The 18,135-nt window shown below is 65.7% G+C and carries 13 protein-coding genes; 7 read left to right on the top strand and 6 right to left on the bottom strand.

Features of this window, described 5'->3' with window-relative positions; genetic code table 11:
* Positions 1-6 precede the first annotated feature (6 nt).
* Positions 7-906, bottom strand: coding sequence for a LysR family transcriptional regulator (locus tag HMPREF3115_RS11125; protein WP_070554416.1), 900 nt, complete (start codon positions 904-906; stop codon positions 7-9).
* Positions 907-1,008: 102 nt separating this feature from the next.
* Here HMPREF3115_RS11125 and HMPREF3115_RS11120 point away from each other — a divergent pair, with 102 nt between their 5' ends.
* On the top strand, positions 1,009-2,226 hold the full coding sequence (locus HMPREF3115_RS11120; protein ID WP_053297294.1) for an alpha-hydroxy acid oxidase: 1,218 nt from the start codon (positions 1,009-1,011) through the stop codon (positions 2,224-2,226).
* 74 nt (positions 2,227-2,300) lie between these two features.
* On the opposite strand, the gene HMPREF3115_RS11115 is transcribed toward HMPREF3115_RS11120, so the two are convergent.
* Entirely contained in the window at positions 2,301-2,774 is a 474-nt protein-coding gene (locus HMPREF3115_RS11115) for a MerR family transcriptional regulator (protein WP_070554414.1), read from the bottom strand.
* Positions 2,771-3,679: an acetoacetate decarboxylase family protein gene (locus HMPREF3115_RS11110; protein ID WP_175835681.1), complete on the bottom strand. Its 909-nt coding sequence runs from the start codon at positions 3,677-3,679 to the stop codon at positions 2,771-2,773. The genes HMPREF3115_RS11115 and HMPREF3115_RS11110 overlap by 4 nt, the downstream gene beginning before the upstream one ends.
* A gap of 829 nt (positions 3,680-4,508) precedes the next feature.
* Here HMPREF3115_RS11110 and HMPREF3115_RS11105 point away from each other — a divergent pair.
* Positions 4,509-5,339, top strand: coding sequence for an alpha/beta fold hydrolase (locus HMPREF3115_RS11105; RefSeq protein WP_070554410.1), 831 nt, complete (start codon positions 4,509-4,511; stop codon positions 5,337-5,339).
* Positions 5,340-5,876: 537 nt separating this feature from the next.
* Positions 5,877-6,800, top strand: coding sequence for an SDR family oxidoreductase (locus HMPREF3115_RS11100; protein ID WP_070554408.1), 924 nt, complete (start codon positions 5,877-5,879; stop codon positions 6,798-6,800).
* Positions 6,801-6,957: 157 nt separating this feature from the next.
* Here HMPREF3115_RS11100 and HMPREF3115_RS11095 read toward each other — a convergent pair whose 3' ends face one another.
* Entirely contained in the window at positions 6,958-7,548 is a 591-nt protein-coding gene (locus HMPREF3115_RS11095; protein ID WP_006400263.1) for a ferritin-like domain-containing protein, read from the bottom strand.
* A gap of 288 nt (positions 7,549-7,836) precedes the next feature.
* Here HMPREF3115_RS11095 and HMPREF3115_RS11090 point away from each other — a divergent pair, with 288 nt between their 5' ends.
* Positions 7,837-10,191: an AsmA family protein gene (locus tag HMPREF3115_RS11090; RefSeq protein ID WP_070554406.1), complete on the top strand. Its 2,355-nt coding sequence runs from the start codon at positions 7,837-7,839 to the stop codon at positions 10,189-10,191.
* A gap of 277 nt (positions 10,192-10,468) precedes the next feature.
* Complete coding sequence (locus tag HMPREF3115_RS11085) at positions 10,469-12,436, top strand: AI-2E family transporter (RefSeq protein WP_371089410.1); 1,968 nt, start codon at positions 10,469-10,471, stop codon at positions 12,434-12,436.
* 39 nt (positions 12,437-12,475) lie between these two features.
* Here the strand turns inward: HMPREF3115_RS11085 and HMPREF3115_RS11080 are convergent, their stop codons facing one another.
* The gene (locus tag HMPREF3115_RS11080; protein WP_070554438.1) at positions 12,476-14,221 is read right to left on the bottom strand and encodes a SulP family inorganic anion transporter; all 1,746 of its coding nucleotides are present in this window, start codon (positions 14,219-14,221) and stop codon (positions 12,476-12,478) included.
* Between the two features lie 406 nt (positions 14,222-14,627).
* On the opposite strand from HMPREF3115_RS11080, the gene HMPREF3115_RS11075 reads away from it, so the two are divergent.
* Positions 14,628-16,160 (top strand): CYTH and CHAD domain-containing protein, encoded by a 1,533-nt coding sequence (locus HMPREF3115_RS11075; RefSeq protein ID WP_070554403.1) that lies wholly within the window; start codon positions 14,628-14,630, stop codon positions 16,158-16,160.
* 160 nt (positions 16,161-16,320) lie between these two features.
* Here the strand turns inward: HMPREF3115_RS11075 and HMPREF3115_RS11070 are convergent, their stop codons facing one another.
* The gene (locus tag HMPREF3115_RS11070) at positions 16,321-16,842 is read right to left on the bottom strand and encodes a DUF6496 domain-containing protein (protein WP_070554401.1); all 522 of its coding nucleotides are present in this window, start codon (positions 16,840-16,842) and stop codon (positions 16,321-16,323) included.
* A gap of 170 nt (positions 16,843-17,012) precedes the next feature.
* On the opposite strand from HMPREF3115_RS11070, the gene HMPREF3115_RS11065 reads away from it, so the two are divergent.
* Positions 17,013-18,002 (top strand): aliphatic sulfonate ABC transporter substrate-binding protein, encoded by a 990-nt coding sequence (locus tag HMPREF3115_RS11065; RefSeq protein WP_006400271.1) that lies wholly within the window; start codon positions 17,013-17,015, stop codon positions 18,000-18,002.
* The last annotated feature ends 133 nt before the right edge of the window (positions 18,003-18,135 follow it).

Here is an 18,135-nt window from a genome sequence, read left to right as displayed (position 1 = left end):
GACCGCTCATGCAAGCGGAACGTCGAACGCCACGTGCAGCCGCACGAGCGCCAGCATGGCCGGAATCGTCGCGCGCAGGTCGCCGCGCCGCCGCTGAAATGCGTAATGCAGCGGCGACAACGCCGGCTGACTCGTCAGACGGACCAGCGTGCCGCCCGCGCGCGACGCCTCCCATGCCGTCGGCAGAAAGCCGATGCCGACGCCTTCGCGCAACATGCCGGCCACGGCGAACCAGTTGTTGCACGTAATGTGGCGCGGACTGTCGATACCGCGCGCCAGCAGCCACTCGTCCAGAATGCGCGTGACGCCCGACCCGGCGGGCAGCGTCACGAGCGCATGCCGCGCGAGCAGGGCCGGTGTCAGTGTGCGCTGACGGCCGACGAGCCGCTCGGCGGCCATCCAGGCGAATCGCGCTTCCGCCACCGGCTGGGACACGATGCTACTGCGCGACGAGCGACCCGCGACCACCGCGAAGTCCAGCTCGCCTGCGTCGACCTTCTCCTCGAGCGCCTCGCCGACGTCGACATGCGGCTCGAGCTGCAGCTGGCCGTGCAGCTTTTGAACGGCGGCGACGAAACGCGGCAGCCAGGTCATCGCCGACAACTCGCCGACGCCGAAGCGTAGTCGCCCCGACAGTCCGTTGTGCTGACCGAAGGTGTCCTGGATCGTCGCGACCGATTCGAGCACGCGCAGCGCCGTCGGCAACAGACTTTCGCCGTCCTGAGTCAGCGTGGCGCGATAGCCGCTTCGGTCGAACAGCGTCCGCCCGAGTACCTGTTCGAGTTCGTTGATCCGCTTCGACAACGACGACACGGACAAATGAAGCCGCTGCGCGGCCGTGGCGAAATTGGCGCAGGTCGCGGCCCAATAAAAGGCATCGAGCTGCTTGAGCGTCGGCGTCGACATCGTTCTCTTTTAGCGAACATGAATTTCGAAGGAATATCGCTTTTATTCAACCCCCGGTCAACCTAGCATGAGCCCTCGTCTTGAATGAAAAGGAGAATCCGGATGAGTGTCGCCGATCGCGCCACACTTCGTCGCGACGCTGCAGCGCCCACCGACAAGCCGCCGCGCGTGCTGCGCAACATGCTGAGCCTGCACGACTTCGAAGCACGCGCGCGCCGCGTGTTGCCGCGTCCGATCTTCGGCTACGTGAGCGGCGCCGCCGAAGACAATCGCACGCGCGACGACAACCGCAGCGTGTTCGACGAGTTCGGCTTCACGACGCGCGTGCTGCGCAACGTGTCGGCCCGCACGCAGGCGGTCGACCTGTTCGGGCAGCGGTTCGCCGCGCCTTTCGGTATCGCGCCGATGGGCATCAACGCGTTGTCGGCCTATCGCGGCGACATCGTGCTCGCCCGCGCGGCGCAGGCGGCAGGCATCGCGTCGATCATGAGCGGCTCGTCGCTGATCCCGCTCGAAGCGGTCGCGGCGGCAGCGCCGTCAACCTGGTTTCAGGCTTATCTTCCGGGCGACCCCGAACGCATCGCCGCGCTGCTCGAGCGCGTCGCGCGCGCGGGATACCGGACGCTCGTCGTGACCGTCGACATTCCCGTTGCGGCGAATCGCGAGAACAACGTCCGTACCGGTTTTTCCACGCCGCTGCGTCCGAGCATGCGTCTCGCGTGGGACGGACTGACGCGGCCGCGCTGGCTGATCGGCACGTTCGCCCGGACACTGCTCCGGCACGGGATGCCGCACTTCGAAAATTCGTTCGCCACGCGCGGCGCGCCGATCCTGTCCGCGCACGTGTTGCGCGACTTCTCCGCGCGCGATCACCTCGACTGGACGCATCTCGCGCAGATTCGTGCGCAATGGAAAGGCAGTCTGGTCGTCAAGGGCATCCTCAGCGTGGAGGATGCGCTGACCGCACGCGACGTCGGCGCGGACGGCATCATCCTGTCCAATCATGGCGGCCGCCAACTCGACGGTGCGGTGTCGCCGATGCGTATTCTGCGCGACGTCGTGACCGCTCTCGAGCCTGCGTTTCCGGTAATGCTCGACGGCGGCTTCCGACGCGGTGCGGACGTTCTAAAAGCCATTGCGCTGGGGGCGCGGATGGTGTTCGTCGGCCGACCTTTCAACTATGCGATGGCCGTTGCCGGCGAAGCGGGCGTCGCGCATGCGATCCGGCTGTTGCAAGAAGAAGTCGATCGCGACATGGCGATGCTCGGAGCGCGTACGTGCCGGGAGCTGCATCCCGGGTTGATCGTCCGCAAACGCTGAGAGACGCGCGTGCCGCGCGGCGGCGCTCGAGCGTTGACGTTGACGGTTCCCGAACGCCCTCACGTGCACATTGCCTACCCCTTGCCGGTCGGTCGGCGTCGTCCGGCCTTGACTGTCCCGTGCGTTCGCGCCGCGCCGTCGGGTTCCCTCGACTGCATCTGCGACAACAGGCGCGCCGCGTTGGCGCTGCAATCGATTTCGTCGGGCTTGCCCTGGATCTCGGCCATCAAGGACACGAGATGAGCCTTGTTCCGTGCCAGCTTGATCTGCATGGCGTCGATGTCCCGCACCTTGTGACGGAGAGCTTCGAGCAGCGCACCGCGCTGCCACTGCCCAAGATCGGGTGGCAGCAACATGCGAATCTCGTCCAGGCTGAAACCGGCCTTCTGCGCGGTCGCGACGAGGCCGAGCACTACCACGGCGTCCGGCGAATAGACGCGATAGCCGTTTGGTTGCCGCCGGACCGCCGTCAACAGGCCGATGCGTTCGTAGAAGCGGATGCGCGACGGCGTCAGGCCGGTGCGCTCGGCCAGATCGCCTATCTTCATGTCGTGAATGTGACAGTGTCTAGCCGGGTGGGCATGTTCAAGATCACCTGCGCATCCTTGACGACGTCCATGCGAAGCACCGTGGACGCCCCGAGTCCGTCGAGCAGCTGGCTCAGCGGCCCACCGTGCCGCGCCAGCCGGACGTCGCGCGGCAAGAGGCGCTGCGCGAACGACAGCATGTTGGTTTGCACGCGCGTCTGGTGCCACTCGCCGTCAATCTGGTTGACCATGGTCGCCGTCGCCATATGGGACTGCGATGGAACATCGCGCAACACCGGAAGCGGCGCACGCAGCGTCAGATCCGCTTTGCCGCCGGGGCCGGCGATGCTGGCCCTGACGTCGGCGCCGATGCTCACGCCGATCTCCGTGCGCCATTTCGGCAATTGATACCCATAGAGACCGCGCACCCGCGCGATTTCGGTCGTCACCGGCAGCGCGAGAACATGCGCGTGGAAGCTGCGGCGCCGCATGGAATCGAGCAGCTCCAGTGCATGCGGGCCGCGCGCGCCCGGCCGGCGGACGACCACCGCGACCGAGACTTCGTCGTAGGGGTCGTTATCGCAAACGGCATACGAGAAGAAGGTCAACGCCACCAGTCCGCGGCCGGGATAGGCGCGCAGCGGCTCGAGCGGCATCGGCAACATTGCCCGCAATCGATCGGCAGGCGCCAGGAACAGCAACTGCACGTGACTGGAGCGGTAGTAGAAGTTCGGCGCCCAGGTCGGCCCGACCGTGGACGCGACGAGCCGCTTCGGGATCCTGCGAAAAAAGTCGATATTCCCTGCAGCAGGATCGCGCGCCACTTCGTCGAGGTCCGGGTTCATCCGGTAACGGTCGTAGTAGCCTCCGGCAGGCACCTCGACCTTGTGCGCGCCAAACTCGACCTGCGTAAACCGCTTGTCCATATTCATTGACCCTTCTCCGTGATTGAACCGGCAGGTGGGCCTCGAGCGGCATACCGATCAACAGCCGGCAATGGTCACTCTAAGATTGAATATGACTTTAAGGTCAAGCACTTCGCAACGACGGGGAATGTATCGAGGCGATTCGCCGATGTCGCGCCGCCTGATTCATGCGAATCCCGAACGGAACCGTGCGACGAGGCGTCGGGCATCCTGCGTTGGGTCCACTCCCTGACGGATTTGAGCCGACGTCCTCGTCCACGCTGTGAAAGCGAGCACACTGCTCGGACGGCATGCTTTTGCCGTCGACGCAGATCAGCCGGCAGTGCCGCCGTGAAGTGGGCCTGCATCGGGCGCAATTCCCGCTGCGCGCAGGCGGTCGGCCACGCGCTTCTATTGTTTGCGCGAGCGATGCCGTCCGGCTTGTCCTCGATGCTCTCGATCGCGATCACGAGCTGCGCACGGCTCTGGTCGAGACGCTCGCCGATTCTCACGCGACACGCCAAAAAACTGTTGACATTAACGTTGACTTTAATCCTAAAGTTGCCCGGTAAGGACATGGCGAAGCGCGACCGACTGGAGGTGAGCAGTCGTACGCGGCCGACCGCCCATTTCAAATTGTCTCAACAAAGGGAGCGCAATGTCTCATCCAGGTCCAAGCGAATGGTGACGCGGACCTGCGCATCGCCGGCAACGTGTCTGGATGCCTGCTCGATCGTTGCGTTGCCGTCTCGTCCATCACCCTCACCCAAGGAGCCGCCTATTACCGAGCAGCAACGATCGCCGTATACGTCACGGGTTGTCAATCTGAATATCGAAAAGGAGTGCTGACATGGGATATGTCACAACGAAGGATGGCGTTCAGATCTTCTACAAGGACTGGGGGCCGCGCGACGCACCGGTCATCTTCTTCCATCACGGTTGGCCGCTCAGTGCGGATGACTGGGACGCCCAGATGCTCTTTTTCCTGTCGCACGGGTACCGCGTCATCGCGCACGATCGCCGCGGCCACGGACGCTCCAGCCAGGTTTGGGACGGCCACGACATGGATCACTACGCCGACGACGTGGCGGCAGTAGTCGACCATCTCGGCGTGCAAGGCGCCGTTCACGTCGGCCACTCCACCGGCGGCGGTGAAGTCATCCACTACGTCGCCCGACATGGCGAAGATCGCGTGTCGAAGGCCGTACTGATCAGTGCCGTGCCGCCGCTGATGGTCAAGACCGACCAAAACCCCGGCGGCCTGCCGAAGGACGTGTTCGACAACCTGCAGGCGCAACTGGCCGCGAACCGCGCCCAGTTTTACTACGACGTTCCGGCGGGCCCGTTCTACGGCTACAACCGTGCCGGCGCGCAACCCTCGCAGGGTGTGATCTGGAACTGGTGGCGCCAGGGCATGATGGGCAGTGCCAAGGCGCATTACGACGGCATCGTCGCCTTCTCCCAGACCGACTTTACCGAGGACCTGAAGAGCACCACGATTCCCGTGCTCGTGATGCATGGCGATGACGATCAGATCGTCCCCTATGCCGATTCCGGCGTGCTGTCGGCGAAGCTCGCCAGAAACAGCACGTTGAAGATCTACAAGGGCTTCCCGCACGGCATGCCGACGTCCAACGCGGAGACTATCAACGCCGATCTGCTCGCGTTCGTGCGAGGATAAGCGCCACGGGTGCCGGGGCTCGGCCCACGGCACCCGCGACCTGGCCGGGCGTGCGCTCCAGGGCGCGAAGCGGTTTTCGTCCGCGGTGGCGCCGCATGCGTGCAGACGCCACACCGCTCGGCTGCATCGGTTTCGCGGATCGGCAACGGCCGATACGACGTTGCGCTGCCGATCCGGCTTCATCCCTCTACTGCCCCGGCGCTGTGCCGACCGGGCATTGGCGTCCCGACTCGCCTCAGCGCGCCGTGCGCTGCCGCTTCGTACAGCAGGCCTCAAGTCACTCAATAAGGATTGCCGGCGATTGATTGCGCAATCAGAGCGATTCGACCGGCATGCCGTCCATCGACGCGATTACGTGTCGCCGAGGCCGTCATCGATATGCCGAACACCGCGCATCGCTCTGCGTCGCGTCGGGCCTCCGCCGCGTACGCTGCCGAACTCACGCGCGACAACGACTCACCGCTTGACCTTGAAGTTGCCTTCAAGGTTAGCCTCTTGCCTGTCGTCATTTGGCGCAAAGTCGCAAAGGCAAAGGGTATGCAAACGATATTAGGGGCCAACGGTCAGATCGCCACGGAACTGGCCCGGGAACTGCGGCGTATCGACACGGCAGATATACGTCTCGTCAGCCGCAATCCGCGCAAGGTCAATGACACCGATACGCTGGTGTCGGCCAATCTGCTCGATGCGCGCCAGACCGCGCAGGCGGTGAAAGGCAGCGACATCGTCTACTTCACGGCGGGCCTGCCGCCCGACACCGTGCTGTGGGAAACGCAGTTTCCGGTCATGTTGAAGAACGCACTCGATGCGTGCCGAGCGGAAGGCGCCAAGTTCGCCTACTTCGACAACACCTACATGTACCCGCAGGACGACCGGCCGCAAACGGAATCGACACAGTTCGCGCCGGTCGGCCGCAAGGGCAAAGTGCGCGCGGCGATGGCGTCGATGGTCCTCGATGAGATGGCGCGCGGCGACATTCCCGTCCTGATCGGCCGTGCACCCGAGTTCTACGGTCCCGGCAAGACCCAGAGCTTCACGAATGCACTGATCATCGACAAGCTGAAAGCCGGCAAGAAACCGAAAGTGCCGTTGCGCGACGACACGCGCCGCACGCTGATCTGGACGCCCGACGCGAGTCGCGCGCTCGCGACGCTCGGCAACACGCCGGACGCGTTCGGACAGACCTGGCATCTGCCGTGCTGCGACGATCGCCCGACATATCGGGAGTTCGTCGAGATGGCAAGCCGCGCATTCGGACAAAAGGCCGCTTATGCGATCGTCGGGAAATGGGCCTTCCGGATCGCGGGTCTCTTCTCGCCGCAAGTACGTGAAATCGAGGAGCTGCTGCCGCGCTACGAGCAGGACAACCTCTTTGACTCCACGAAGTTCAAGCGCCGATTCCCGCGCTTCGAGGTGACCACGTACCGGCAAGGTCTCGAGCGCATTCGGCACGAGTCGTAGGCATGTGCAATCTGCCGCCTGCCGAGCCGAGCCGGCTCAGACGGCGGCAACGCACCATGGGAAGCCGCGGCGTCCTTCCACCGGCACCGTCGGCTTGATGAAACAGGCCGGCTTCGCGCCGACCTTTTTTCATTTCACGCTGCGCCCGCACCGGGCCTCAAGCACCTCCCGCAGACTGCCCGCGTCCCTGGAGCAGATCGGCCATATCGTCGGCATGCTCCTCCTCGACCGCGAGAATTTCCTCGAACAGCCGGCGCGTGGTCACATCCTTCTCGCCGAGGTATCGGATGATCTCCCGATACGTATCGATCGCGATCCGCTCGGCCACCAGGTTCTCGGCAATCATGCTGGTCAGGTCGGTGCCCTCCTTGTACTCCGAATGCGCGCGCGTTTTCAGGCCGTCCGGCGCAAAGTCGGGCTCGCCGCCGAGCTGCACGATGCGCTCCGCGATGCGGTCGGCATGCTCCTGCTCTTCGGTCGCGTGCTGCGCGAATTCCTGCGCGACGGCCTCCGAATTGATGCCTCTCGCCATGAAGTAATGCCGCTTGTAGCGCAGGGTGCAGACGATCTCGGTCGCGAGCGCGTCATTGAGCAGCTTCAGCACCGTGGTGCGATCCGCGCCGTACGTTTGCGTGACCGGGCCGTCCGCCATGTGCTTGCGCGCATCTTCGCGAATTTTTTTCAGATCCAGCACGAACGAACCGCCCGATTCGGGTGCGGCCTCGTGGGTTGCAGCTGACTTCGTCATCGATCTGCTCCTCTATTCGGTAGGGAAATCTGTCACTCGCTTCGCCCAGCGACTGAGCTAGATAGCGCCGCGGACACGACCGTCCACGGGATGTCGCGGCCCGAGTGCGGCCCCTGCCTCCAGGCAGCGCGCCATTCCGCTCGCCGTCGGCGGTAAAGCAAGCGTCGAGCGAGCAAGTTCCGAGCCTGCCCGTCGAGACGGAGCGGCCGGTTCGCGGTACGGCGATTGCTGTCTTGCTGCCGACCCGGCCCGCGCGGGGCCGGACCGTGAACTCCGAAGACTTCCGCCATGGCCCTATCGAATGCGTCCGGCAGGACGATCGCCAGCGTGATCGGCAAAGTCGTTGCGTGGCTCGTCGCGGTGCTGATCATTCTGCTCGCGGCGATCGCGCTGTTCATTTTCACGTTCGACTGGAATCGCGCGCGGCCGCTGATCGACGACAAGGTCAGCGCCGCGATCGGGCGCCCGTTCACGATCAACGGCGACCTGACCGTACGCTGGCATCGCGCCGCCGGCGAAACCGGCTGGCGCGCGTGGGTGCTGTGGCCGACTTTTGCCGCGCGCAACATCACGATCGCGAACCCGGACTGGGCAAAGCAGCGATACTTCGCCACGCTCGAGCAAATCGACTTCCAGGTGAAGATGCTGCCGCTGCTCACGCACGACATCGTGATTCCTACCATCAATCTCGTCGGCCCCTCCGTCGATCTCGAGCGGCTCGCCGACGGTCGAAACAACTGGACCTTCAAGTTCAAGTCGTCCGCGCATCCGCTGGCGTGGAAGCTCGACCTGCACGACATCCGGCTCGACAAGGGCAACATAGCACTGTCCGACCAGCAACAAGGCCTGGTGATGCAAGTGACGGTCAACACGCTCGGGCAGGCGATTCCGATCGGCGAAGTCCTCAAGCAGCAGGAAAACAAATCCCGCAGCGCGTCGGCCGAGACAGTCGGCAAGCGCGGCGCGCAACAGTTGAGCAAGCAGGCGCGGACGGCGGCTTCGGCCACATCCGCTACATCGGGCGCATCGGCAGCGCCCGCCGCACCTGCAAGCGTGGCTTCGGGCGGCAAGCCGGTGGCAAGCGGAGCGGCCCCCGCCTCGCCGCAAACGAACGAACCGCAATACGGCATCGGCTGGACGGCGACCGGCAGCTACCACCATTCGCCGCTGTCGGGCAGCGGCAAGCTCGGCGGCGTGCTCGCGCTGCAGGACGCGTCGCGGCCGGTGCCGGTACAAGCCGATGTCAAGGCGGGCGACTTGCACGTGGCGTTGGTCGGCACCGTCACCGACCCCGCGCACCTCGCTGCCGTCGATTTGCGCCTGTGGCTGCAAGGCTCGAGTCTCGATCGCCTCTATCAATTGACGGGCATCACGCTTCCCAAGACCCCTCCCTACGCCACCGAGGGCCACCTGATCGGCAACATCCAACCGGGCAACAGCGTGTTCCGTTATGAAAAATTTTCAAGCCGCGTGGGCGGCAGCGATCTGAGCGGCACGCTCGTCTATACGCAGCGTAAGCCGCGGCCGCTGCTCAAGGGCGACGTGGTCTCGAACCTGCTGCAGTTCAAGGATCTGGCGCCGGTGGTGGGCGCCGACAGCAACGCGAGCAAGGCAAAGCGCGGCGACACGGCGCGCCAGCCGGCGAACAAGGCGCTGCCGGTCGAAGGCTTCCGGACGGAGCGCTGGAGCGCGATCGATGCCGACGTGAAATTCACGGGCCGGCGCATCGTCAAGGACCCCGCGCTGCCCATCACCGATCTGTACACGCACATCGTGATGACCGACGGCGTGCTGTCGCTGCAGCCGCTGAAGTTCGGCGTCGCGGGCGGCTCGATCGCCTCGGACCTCCATCTCGACGGCCGCGAACGGCCGCTCAAGGCGCGCGCCTCGACGCGCGTGCGCGGTCTCAAGCTGAAGCAGTTGCTGCCGACCGTGAAGACGATGCAGAGCGCACTCGGTGAAGTCAATGGCGACGCGCAGTTGTCGGCGACCGGCAACACGCCGGCCGCGCTCGCCGCAAGCTCCAACGGCGAGGTGAAGCTGCTCGTCACCGACGGCACGCTCAGCCGTCTGCTGATGGAAGCCGCAGGGCTCAACGTCGCGAACGTCGTCTACGAAAAGATGTATGGCAATCGCAATGTGCATATCAACTGTGCGGCCGCCGATTTCGTCGTCACGGACGGCGTGCTCGATTCGCATGCGTTCGCGCTCGATACCGACGACGCCGTCATCAACGTCGACGGCAAGGTCGACATGAAGAACGAGACGATGAATCTCGGCATCCATCCGCACACGAAAGGCTTCCGCATTTTTTCGCTGCGCTCGCCGCTCTATGTCAAAGGCACCTTCAAGAATCCGCACGTCGGCGTGAACGCGACGGCCCTCGCCGTGCGCGGCGGCGCGATGGTCGGCCTCGGTCTGATCAATCCGTTCGCCGCGCTGATTCCGTTGATTGCACCGAGCAACCACAAACCGCTGCCATGCCAGCAGCTGATCGCGGCAATGCAGTCGCAGCAGCCGAGCGCGCCGCCGCCCGGTCAGCGCAAGAAATCGAAAGGCCTGCGCCTGCCGCCCGGCACGCCGGTGTCGGACGCAGCCCATCCGTCCGGCCCGACGCTGCCGTTGCCCAAGGCGACGCATTGATTCCGCGGACCGCGATCCGCGTCGCGCCGTCGCGCGGATGGAATCCGGAACGACATAAGTTCGTCGCCAGGCACGATCGTTGCATCGTCGGGATGACGATGCGCGCGCTGCCGGCTGCCGATCCGTGGCAGTAGCCGGCGTGGCGATCGCTCGGCGGCCGGACCGTGCCGCCCGTCATCCTCGCATTACGCGTCGCCGCGAGCACCGGCCCCCAATCGTCGTCGATCGAGTCGGACTGCCTGCGCGACATCGCCGGATCGTTGCCGGCCACCGTGTCATGAGGAAACTGGAACAGCAACGCAGGAACGGCCGAAGGGCCCCCTTCAGGCCGGCGCGCAGCGACGCCGGCCCCCGCGGCCACAAGATAGCGCCGGCCGCCGTGCCGGGTTTGAAGACGTTGACCTCGCTGGCGACGGGCGTCGTCATGGTCTGCGCGATGTATTTCGGGCGGACGGTGCTGATCCCGATCACGCTCGCCGTGCTGCTGAGCCTCCTGCTGGCACCGCTCGTGGACCTGTTGCGGCGGCTGCGTCTCGGCGAGCTCGTCTCGGTGCTGGTCGCGGTCTGGCTGGCCTTGTCGGTGCTGACGGCATTCGGTTTTCTGATCGGCGCGCAATTGGCGGAACTGGCGTCCGACTTGCCGCGCTATCAAGTCGCGATCGAACGCCGAGTCGACAATATCCAGCAAACGGTCGTGGTCCACGCGGATGCGGTCCTCACACGGACCATCGACGCGCTCAAGCGCGTGGCGCCCGTGCGCGAGGAGCACACGTCCGACACCAGGCCTGCCGGCCCGGCGGACAAAGCGCCGTTGCCCGTCGAGGTCCACGAGCCGTCGCCTTCGCCGCTGCAGCTCGCACAAGGATTTCTTTCGCCGGTCGTCAGCCCGCTCGCGACGATCGGCATCGTGATCGTGACCGCGATCTTCATCCTGCTGCAGCGCGCCGACCTGCGCGAACGCCTGATTCGACTTGCCGGCTCGCACGACATGCACCGCACCACGACGGCAATGAGCGATGCCGCGCGTCGCCTGAGCCGCTACTTTCTCGCGCAGCTGTGCGTCAACGTGTGTGTCGGCGCGGTGTTGAGCCTCGGGCTCGCCGTGATCGGCCTGCCGGGCGCGCTGCTGTTCGGCGTGATTGCGGGGTTGATGCGGTTCGTGCCGTACGTCGGCGTGTGGATCGCCGCGCTGCCGGCCACGATTCTCGCTGCCGCCATGAGCCCCGGCTGGTCGATGATCGTGACGATACTGGTGCTCTTCTCCGTGACCGAAGTGGCCGCCGGCCAGTTTCTCGAACCGCTCGTCTACGGTCACAGCACCGGCCTTTCGCCGATCGCGGTGATCGTCGCGGCGATTTTCTGGAGCTGGCTGTGGGGCGCGGTCGGTCTCGTGCTCTCCACACCGCTTACGCTCTGCCTCGTGATTCTGGGGCGCTATGTCAGCGGACTCGAATTCCTCGACGTGCTGTTCGGCGACAGACCGGCGTTGACGCCGGGCGAGCGCTTCTATCAACGTCTGCTGACCGGCGATCGAGAACGGGCATTGGCGCAGGCCGACACGCTGCTGAAGAAACGCTCGCTTTGCGCGTACTACGACGCCGTTGCGCTCGAGGGTCTTCGTCAGGCACGAATCGACCTGCTGCGCGGCGTCGTCTCGCCGAAGCAATTGCGGCGCATCCGCGAAACGGTGCTGGACCTCGTACATAGCCTCGAGCCCGACAGCGATTCCACGCCGACGCCGCCGTCCGCATCGCCGTTGTCGGCCGACGAAGGCACGCCCGATCGCGTGCCGTCGGTGCTTTGCATTTCGGGCAGCGGCAAGCTGGACGATGTCGTCGCCACCATCGCCGTACGTCTGCTGCGCCAGCGCGGGCTGCATGCCGAAAGCGCCGGTTGCGACCGCTTTCCAAGGAGCGGCTTTCGCGACCCGCGCCTGTCCGGCGCGGCCGTGATCGCCGTGATCTCGCTCGACGCCGTCGATGCGCCGCCGTACCTGCGCGATCTGATACGCCGGCTGAGCCAGCGCGCGACGACGGCCAGCATCGTCGTCGGCTTGTGTGGACGCGATACCGAGTGCCCGGTGCTTTGGCGGAAGATGGGCGTATCGGCGACGCTGTCGTTCAGCGAACTCGTCGATCGCTGCGTGCTGCTCGCGCAGCGACACGCGGACGGCGGCGAGCCCGCGCGCAGCAACCCCGTCGCACCGAACGCCGGTGCAGTCGTTCACTATCGACGCGACGCATGATGCCGCCCGCAACGCGCCGCCGCCGTCCAGCGCGATACCTCACCTTTCACCTTCCCAGTCGCGCCACTCGACCGAATGCGATTTCAGATACGCCGACACGGTTTCACCGAGCGTCGGCATGAAGTGGTCCTCGCCGATTCGCTCGTATAACCCATACCGTTTCAGGCTGTCCTTGACCGGACCCTTGAGCTCGGCGAAGCAGAGCTGCACGTCCGCATCGTGGAGTTCGCCGTCGAGCCTTGCCAGCATGTCGGCTGCAGTGACGTCGATATCCGTCACCGGCTCGGCCGCGATCGCAACCCACCGCGTGTGCGTGGGCGCCTCGCGCGCCGCCGTCAACACGCGTTCGTGAAAGATTTCCGCATTCGCGAAGAACAACGGCGCATCCCAGCGCAGCAGAACCAGTCCGGGGATGCGCCGCGCGTCCGGATGGCGCGCGATGTCGTGATAGCCCTTCACACCGTCGCGCCGGCCGAGCACCGCTGAATAAGGGCGCCACGCGCGCCACAGGAAGGCCAGCACGGCGAGCCCGAGTGCGATGCCCACGCCGGCCACGACACCCCACACCACGACGCCGGCAAAGCACGCGAGCGACTGCACGAATTCCGGACGACGCAGCCGATAGAGCCGCCGCAGGCCGGTGATTTCGATCAACGACAGCGACGCGGCGACGACTACGGCGCCAAGGGTTGCTTGCGGCGTATCGCGCAATGCCTGCGGGACGAAAAGCAGCAACGCTGCCACGATGAGCGCGGCGATCAGGCCGCACGCCTGACTCTTCGCGCCTGCGCCCTCGGCGACCGGCGTGCGCGATCCGCTGGCCGCGACCGCAAAGCCCTGGAACAGACCGGCCGCAATATTGGCGATGCCGAGCGCCACGAATTCGCGATTGCGGTTGACGCGCTCCCCGTTGCGCAACCCGTATATCTGCGACAGCATGCTGAGGTCCGTCAAGGACACCAACGCGATGGCGGCGGCACTCGCCGGTAGTGCAAGCCATTCGTTCCACGCAAGCGCCGGAAATTCGGGCATCGGCAGCCCGCGCGGCAAGGTGCCTACCACGCCGATACCGGCGCGCGCCGCCAGATCGAAATAGGCGGCAGCGACGGTCGCGACGACCACGGCGACCAGCACCCCCGGCATTCTCGGCATCCGGCGTTTGAACGCGAGGATCACGGCAAGCGAAAGCACACCGATCGACAAGGCCGCGAGGTTCGTTTTGCCGGCAGCAACGGCCGTTGCCAGCTCGCGCAGTTGCTGCGGGATCGCCGCTTCGTGCACCGTCAGACCGAGCAGCTTCGGCAGCTGGCTGACGATGATCGTGACGACGATGCCGTTCAGATAGCCGTAGCGGATCGGCATGGAGAGCAGATCGGTGATAAAGCCGAGCCGGAACAGGCCGACGGCCAGACAGAGCGCGCCGGAGAGCAACGCGAGCGCGCCTGCGAGCGCAGCCGCATGCGCGGCATTGCCGTCCGCAAGCGGCACGACGCTCGCCGCGATCAGCGCAATCAGCGCGGAATCGGGCCCGAGCACGAGGACGCGGCTCGGCCCGAACACCGCGTAGGCGACCAGCGCGGCAATCGACGCATAGAGCCCCGACGCGGCGGAAAGGCCGGACGCGATCGCGTAGGCCATGCCGGCCGGCACCAGCACGGCGCTGAGGGTCGCGCCCGCGATTGCGTCGCCCGGCAGCCATGCGATCCGGTACGTGCCGATCCACGCGATACCGGGCACGTAGCGCGCGACTTCCCTGCCGAGCCGTACGACGCCGACCTTAGCGATCCGTCCGCTCCCGCGGAATGCGGCACGGCCGTGGGTTTTCGGATCTCGTCGTTCCATGGCGACTACGGGTCGTTCCGGACGCCCGTGCGCAGCAAGTCCCATACCTGGCTGCCGCGCGGCGCGCTGACGTCGCGCCTGTTGCGTATGCCCGCGCGCCGATTACGGCAGCTTCGATTTGTACGTTTTTCTCGCCCGGGCGCAAATGTATCCGCCCGTGCCGCGGCGCGCTGCGACGCGACGCAACCGGACACGAGGCCTTGGGCGCGCGCATCGTCATAGTCAAAGCCGCGCGCGGCCGCTCGACGGTGCGAAAAATGCTCGCGTGTGTCGATCGGATCGGCCTGATACCGCATGGCCGCTATCCATGAAGCGAATGCGTCGGAACGACGACACGCGAGGGAGCGTAATGGAAAGGGAACTGAAGCTGCTGGTCGACCGTGAGCACGTCGACCGCATCCGCGAATCGCCTCTGTTCGCGGACAGCAAGCACACCGATTTGACGGTGACGCCGCTGATCAGCACCTACTACGACACATCGGAATTCGCGTTTCGTCGGTGCAATGCATCGCTGCGCGTGCGAACGCAAGGCGACAAAACCGTCCAGACCATCAAGATCGACGGCGCGACATCGGCGGGCCTATACGAACGCGACGAATTCGAAATGCCGGTAGAAGGCGCTGCGCCGGATCTGAGCTTGTTCAACGACTCGATCCGCGCCGACAGCGACCTCGGCAAGCTGATTCGCGACGAACGCACCGCGACGGACCTCGGGCCGCGCTTCGTCACGAAGATTCGCCGCACGCTGCTACCGTTGCGCGCGCAACCGGGCGAGGAAATCGAGTTTGCGATCGACGAAGGCACGATCGAAACCGAAACGGATTCGGCATCCGTCGTCGCCGTCGAAATGGAACTGAAGCAAGGCCGCGCCGAGCGTCTTTATCAAATTGCGCTCGAACTGCTCGCAACGGTGCCGCTGCGCTTCGACCCGATGAGCAAGGCCGATCGCGGCTATGAAATGCTGCTGCAACACCATCAGCCGCCGGTGAAGGCGAAGCCCGTGACGCTTCGCAAGCGGGACAGCATCGAAGACGCCTTCCGCACGATCGCGCACAACTGCCTCGAGCAGGTTCACGCGAACGAGCGCGGTGTCGTGTCCGGTCACGACCCGTCGAGCGTGCACCAGATGCGCGTCGGCTTGCGGCGCCTGCGTTCGGCGCTCGATCTGTTCGACAAGATCATCCCCGCCTATCCGGGGCTTCAGGACGAACTTCGCTGGATCGCGTCGGAGCTCGGCGAGGCGCGCGACTGGGAGGTCCTCGCCCGCTCGACGCTCAGCCAGGCACTCGCGCAGACCGAGAAAGAGCAGGAACGCCGGGCGGTGGAGCGCGCGTGCAAGCGCGTGGCGACGGAAAAGCGCGCCCGTGCAGCCGCGGCCGTGCAGTCCGTCCGCTACACGCGACTGATCCTGGAACTGACTTTGTGGCTCGACGGCGCACGCTGGCATGACGACATGTCGAGGCAGGCGTCCGAGGCCGTGCAGAAACCCGTGAAGCGGCTGGCATCCGACATCCTGCGCCGCCGACACAAAAAATTGCTGAAGCGCGGCCGAGGGCTGGCCGATCTCGACGATCGTCGCCGCCATCGTGCGCGTATCGCGGCGAAAAAACTTCGGTATGCGACCGAATTCTTTGCGTCGCTGTTTCCGAAGTCGGCGGTGAAGCACTATGTGGCGACGTTGAGCGAGCTCCAGGACGATCTGGGCTGGCGCAACGATGCCGTCGTCGCCCCTCGTCTGCTCGATTCGCTGCCGCATGACGCCGCCGACACCGTAGCGGGGGCCGCTTTCGTACGCGGGTTCTGGGCTTCGCGCGCGGCCGCCGATTACGTCCAGATGAAAAAATTGTGGAAACGCTTCAGACGCCTGTCTCCGTCTCAATAGCGCGCAAGCGGCGGCCGTGTCGTAGGCGCCGAGCCGCTGCGACGACGGGGGCTCGCGCGACATGCCATGCCGCGCGAACACACAGGGCTATGCGCAGCGTGGACGGTCGGCGGTCCGTCGACGTTGAATTCGACGGACCACCGCCGCGCCTGCCCGTGCTTTAACGGTGATGCGCACGTGCCGCGCGTGTCTGGGCTGCCTTCTTTGCGGCTGCCGAGCGGCCTGCCGCCCCTTTGGTCTGCGCGGCCTTCTTCGCGGCGGCGGAACGGCTCGCGGCCGGACGACGCGCGGCAGCACTCTTCGCCTGCTTCGACATTGCGGCTGACGACGCGCCCTCCTTGCTCTCGCGCTTCAACACGGCGGTCGTCGTGCGCGAGCGTTTCGCTTTCGATTCGGTGCTGGCGCCGGTTTTTTTCTTGCCGTGACCGGCGGCGGTGTCCCGTGCCGCCTTCTTGCGCGTCGCTTCACTCGTCTTGCCCTTCGCGGGCGGCTTCAGATCGACGCCCGCGCGCCGTGCTTCCGACAAGCCGATGGCCACGGCCTGCTTCGCCGAACGCACCCCGTGCTTGCCGCTGCGTACGCGGTCGATCTCCTCCTTGACGAACTCGCCGGCTTGCGTGCTCAGCGACTTGCCGGCGCGTTTGTCGGCGCGTGCTCGCTGGATCGCTCTCTGTTCGGGCATGGTCACTCTCCTTGACAAAGGTGTGGCCGTTCCTGCGAGCAACCGACGTGCCCGCCGCTTATGCCCATCGGTCGAATCGATAGCAGAATTTATCGGTTCTCGTCCGTGCTCGGCGTTGGTACGTTAGCCGGCTCGCTTCAATGCAACGAACCCGACAAGGAGCACGCTTCATGACGTCGATGAACCGCCGCGCATTCGCGCGCGCGATGCTGGCCGCCGGCCTGACTGCCGCGGGTGTCCGCGCCCGCGCCGACGATGCGCCCACCGCGCTGCGCATCGGATACCAGAAATCGTCGACGCTGATCACGCTGCTCAAGACGCGCGGCACGCTCGAACAGGCGCTCGCGCCGCTCGGCATGCGCGTGTCGTGGCATGAATTCGCGAGCGGGCTGCCGCTGACCGAGGCGCTCAACGTCGGCGCCGTCGATTTCAGCGCGGACGTGGCCGACACGGTGCCGGTCTTCGCACAGGCCGCGCACGCGCGCTTCGTGTATGTCGCGCAGGAAGCGCCGTCGCCGAAGGCACAGGCGATCGTCGTCAAGCGGGACGGCGCGCTGCGCACGCTCGCCGACCTCAAGGGCCAGCGCATCGCCGTGACGAAGGCGGCCGGCAGCCACTATCTGCTGCTCGCCGCGCTCGCGCGCGCGAAGCTCGCGCCCGCCGATGCTGCGATCCACTACCTCACGCCTGCGGACGGCCGGGCCGCATTCGAGCGCGGCAGCGTCGATGCGTGGATCACGTGGGATCCCTATGTCGCGTCGGTGGACCGGAATGCCGACGTGCGGATTCTCGCCGACGGCGACGGGCTCGCGTCTTACCAGCGCTACTACCTGGCGTCGAGCAGTTTTGCCGCGGCCCGCCCTGATGTCGTGCAGATCCTGTTCGACCGGCTGTCGCAGGCCGGCACATGGTTGCGTGCGCATCAGCCGGAAGCGGCGAATACGCTCGCGCCGATCTGGGGGCTCGACGCCGCGACGATCGAGCGCGCCAACGCACGACGCAGCTACCTGGTGCGCGAGGTGCTGCGGCCGAACTTCGGCGAGCAGCAGAAGATCGCCGACACCTTTCGCGCTGCCGGACTGCTGCCGGCGCGCGTCGATACCGGGCAGGCACTGCGCTGGAATTTCGCCGCGAAGCGGGCGGAGCCGATCGGTGCGTGAGCGCCGGCGCGGAGGGGCGCGACAATTTCGTGCGCTTTGATGAAATTATGTTGACAGACGTTTCAGACACGCTAGAATAGCGGTCTTTCGCGATGCAGCACCCAGCGAAACGTGCCCAGGTGGCGGAATTGGT

Source organism: Burkholderia sp. HMSC10F09, assembly GCF_001806955.1.
Taxonomy (GTDB): domain Bacteria; phylum Pseudomonadota; class Gammaproteobacteria; order Burkholderiales; family Burkholderiaceae; genus Burkholderia; species Burkholderia multivorans.
This window is presented reverse-complemented; position numbering and strand designations above follow the sequence as displayed.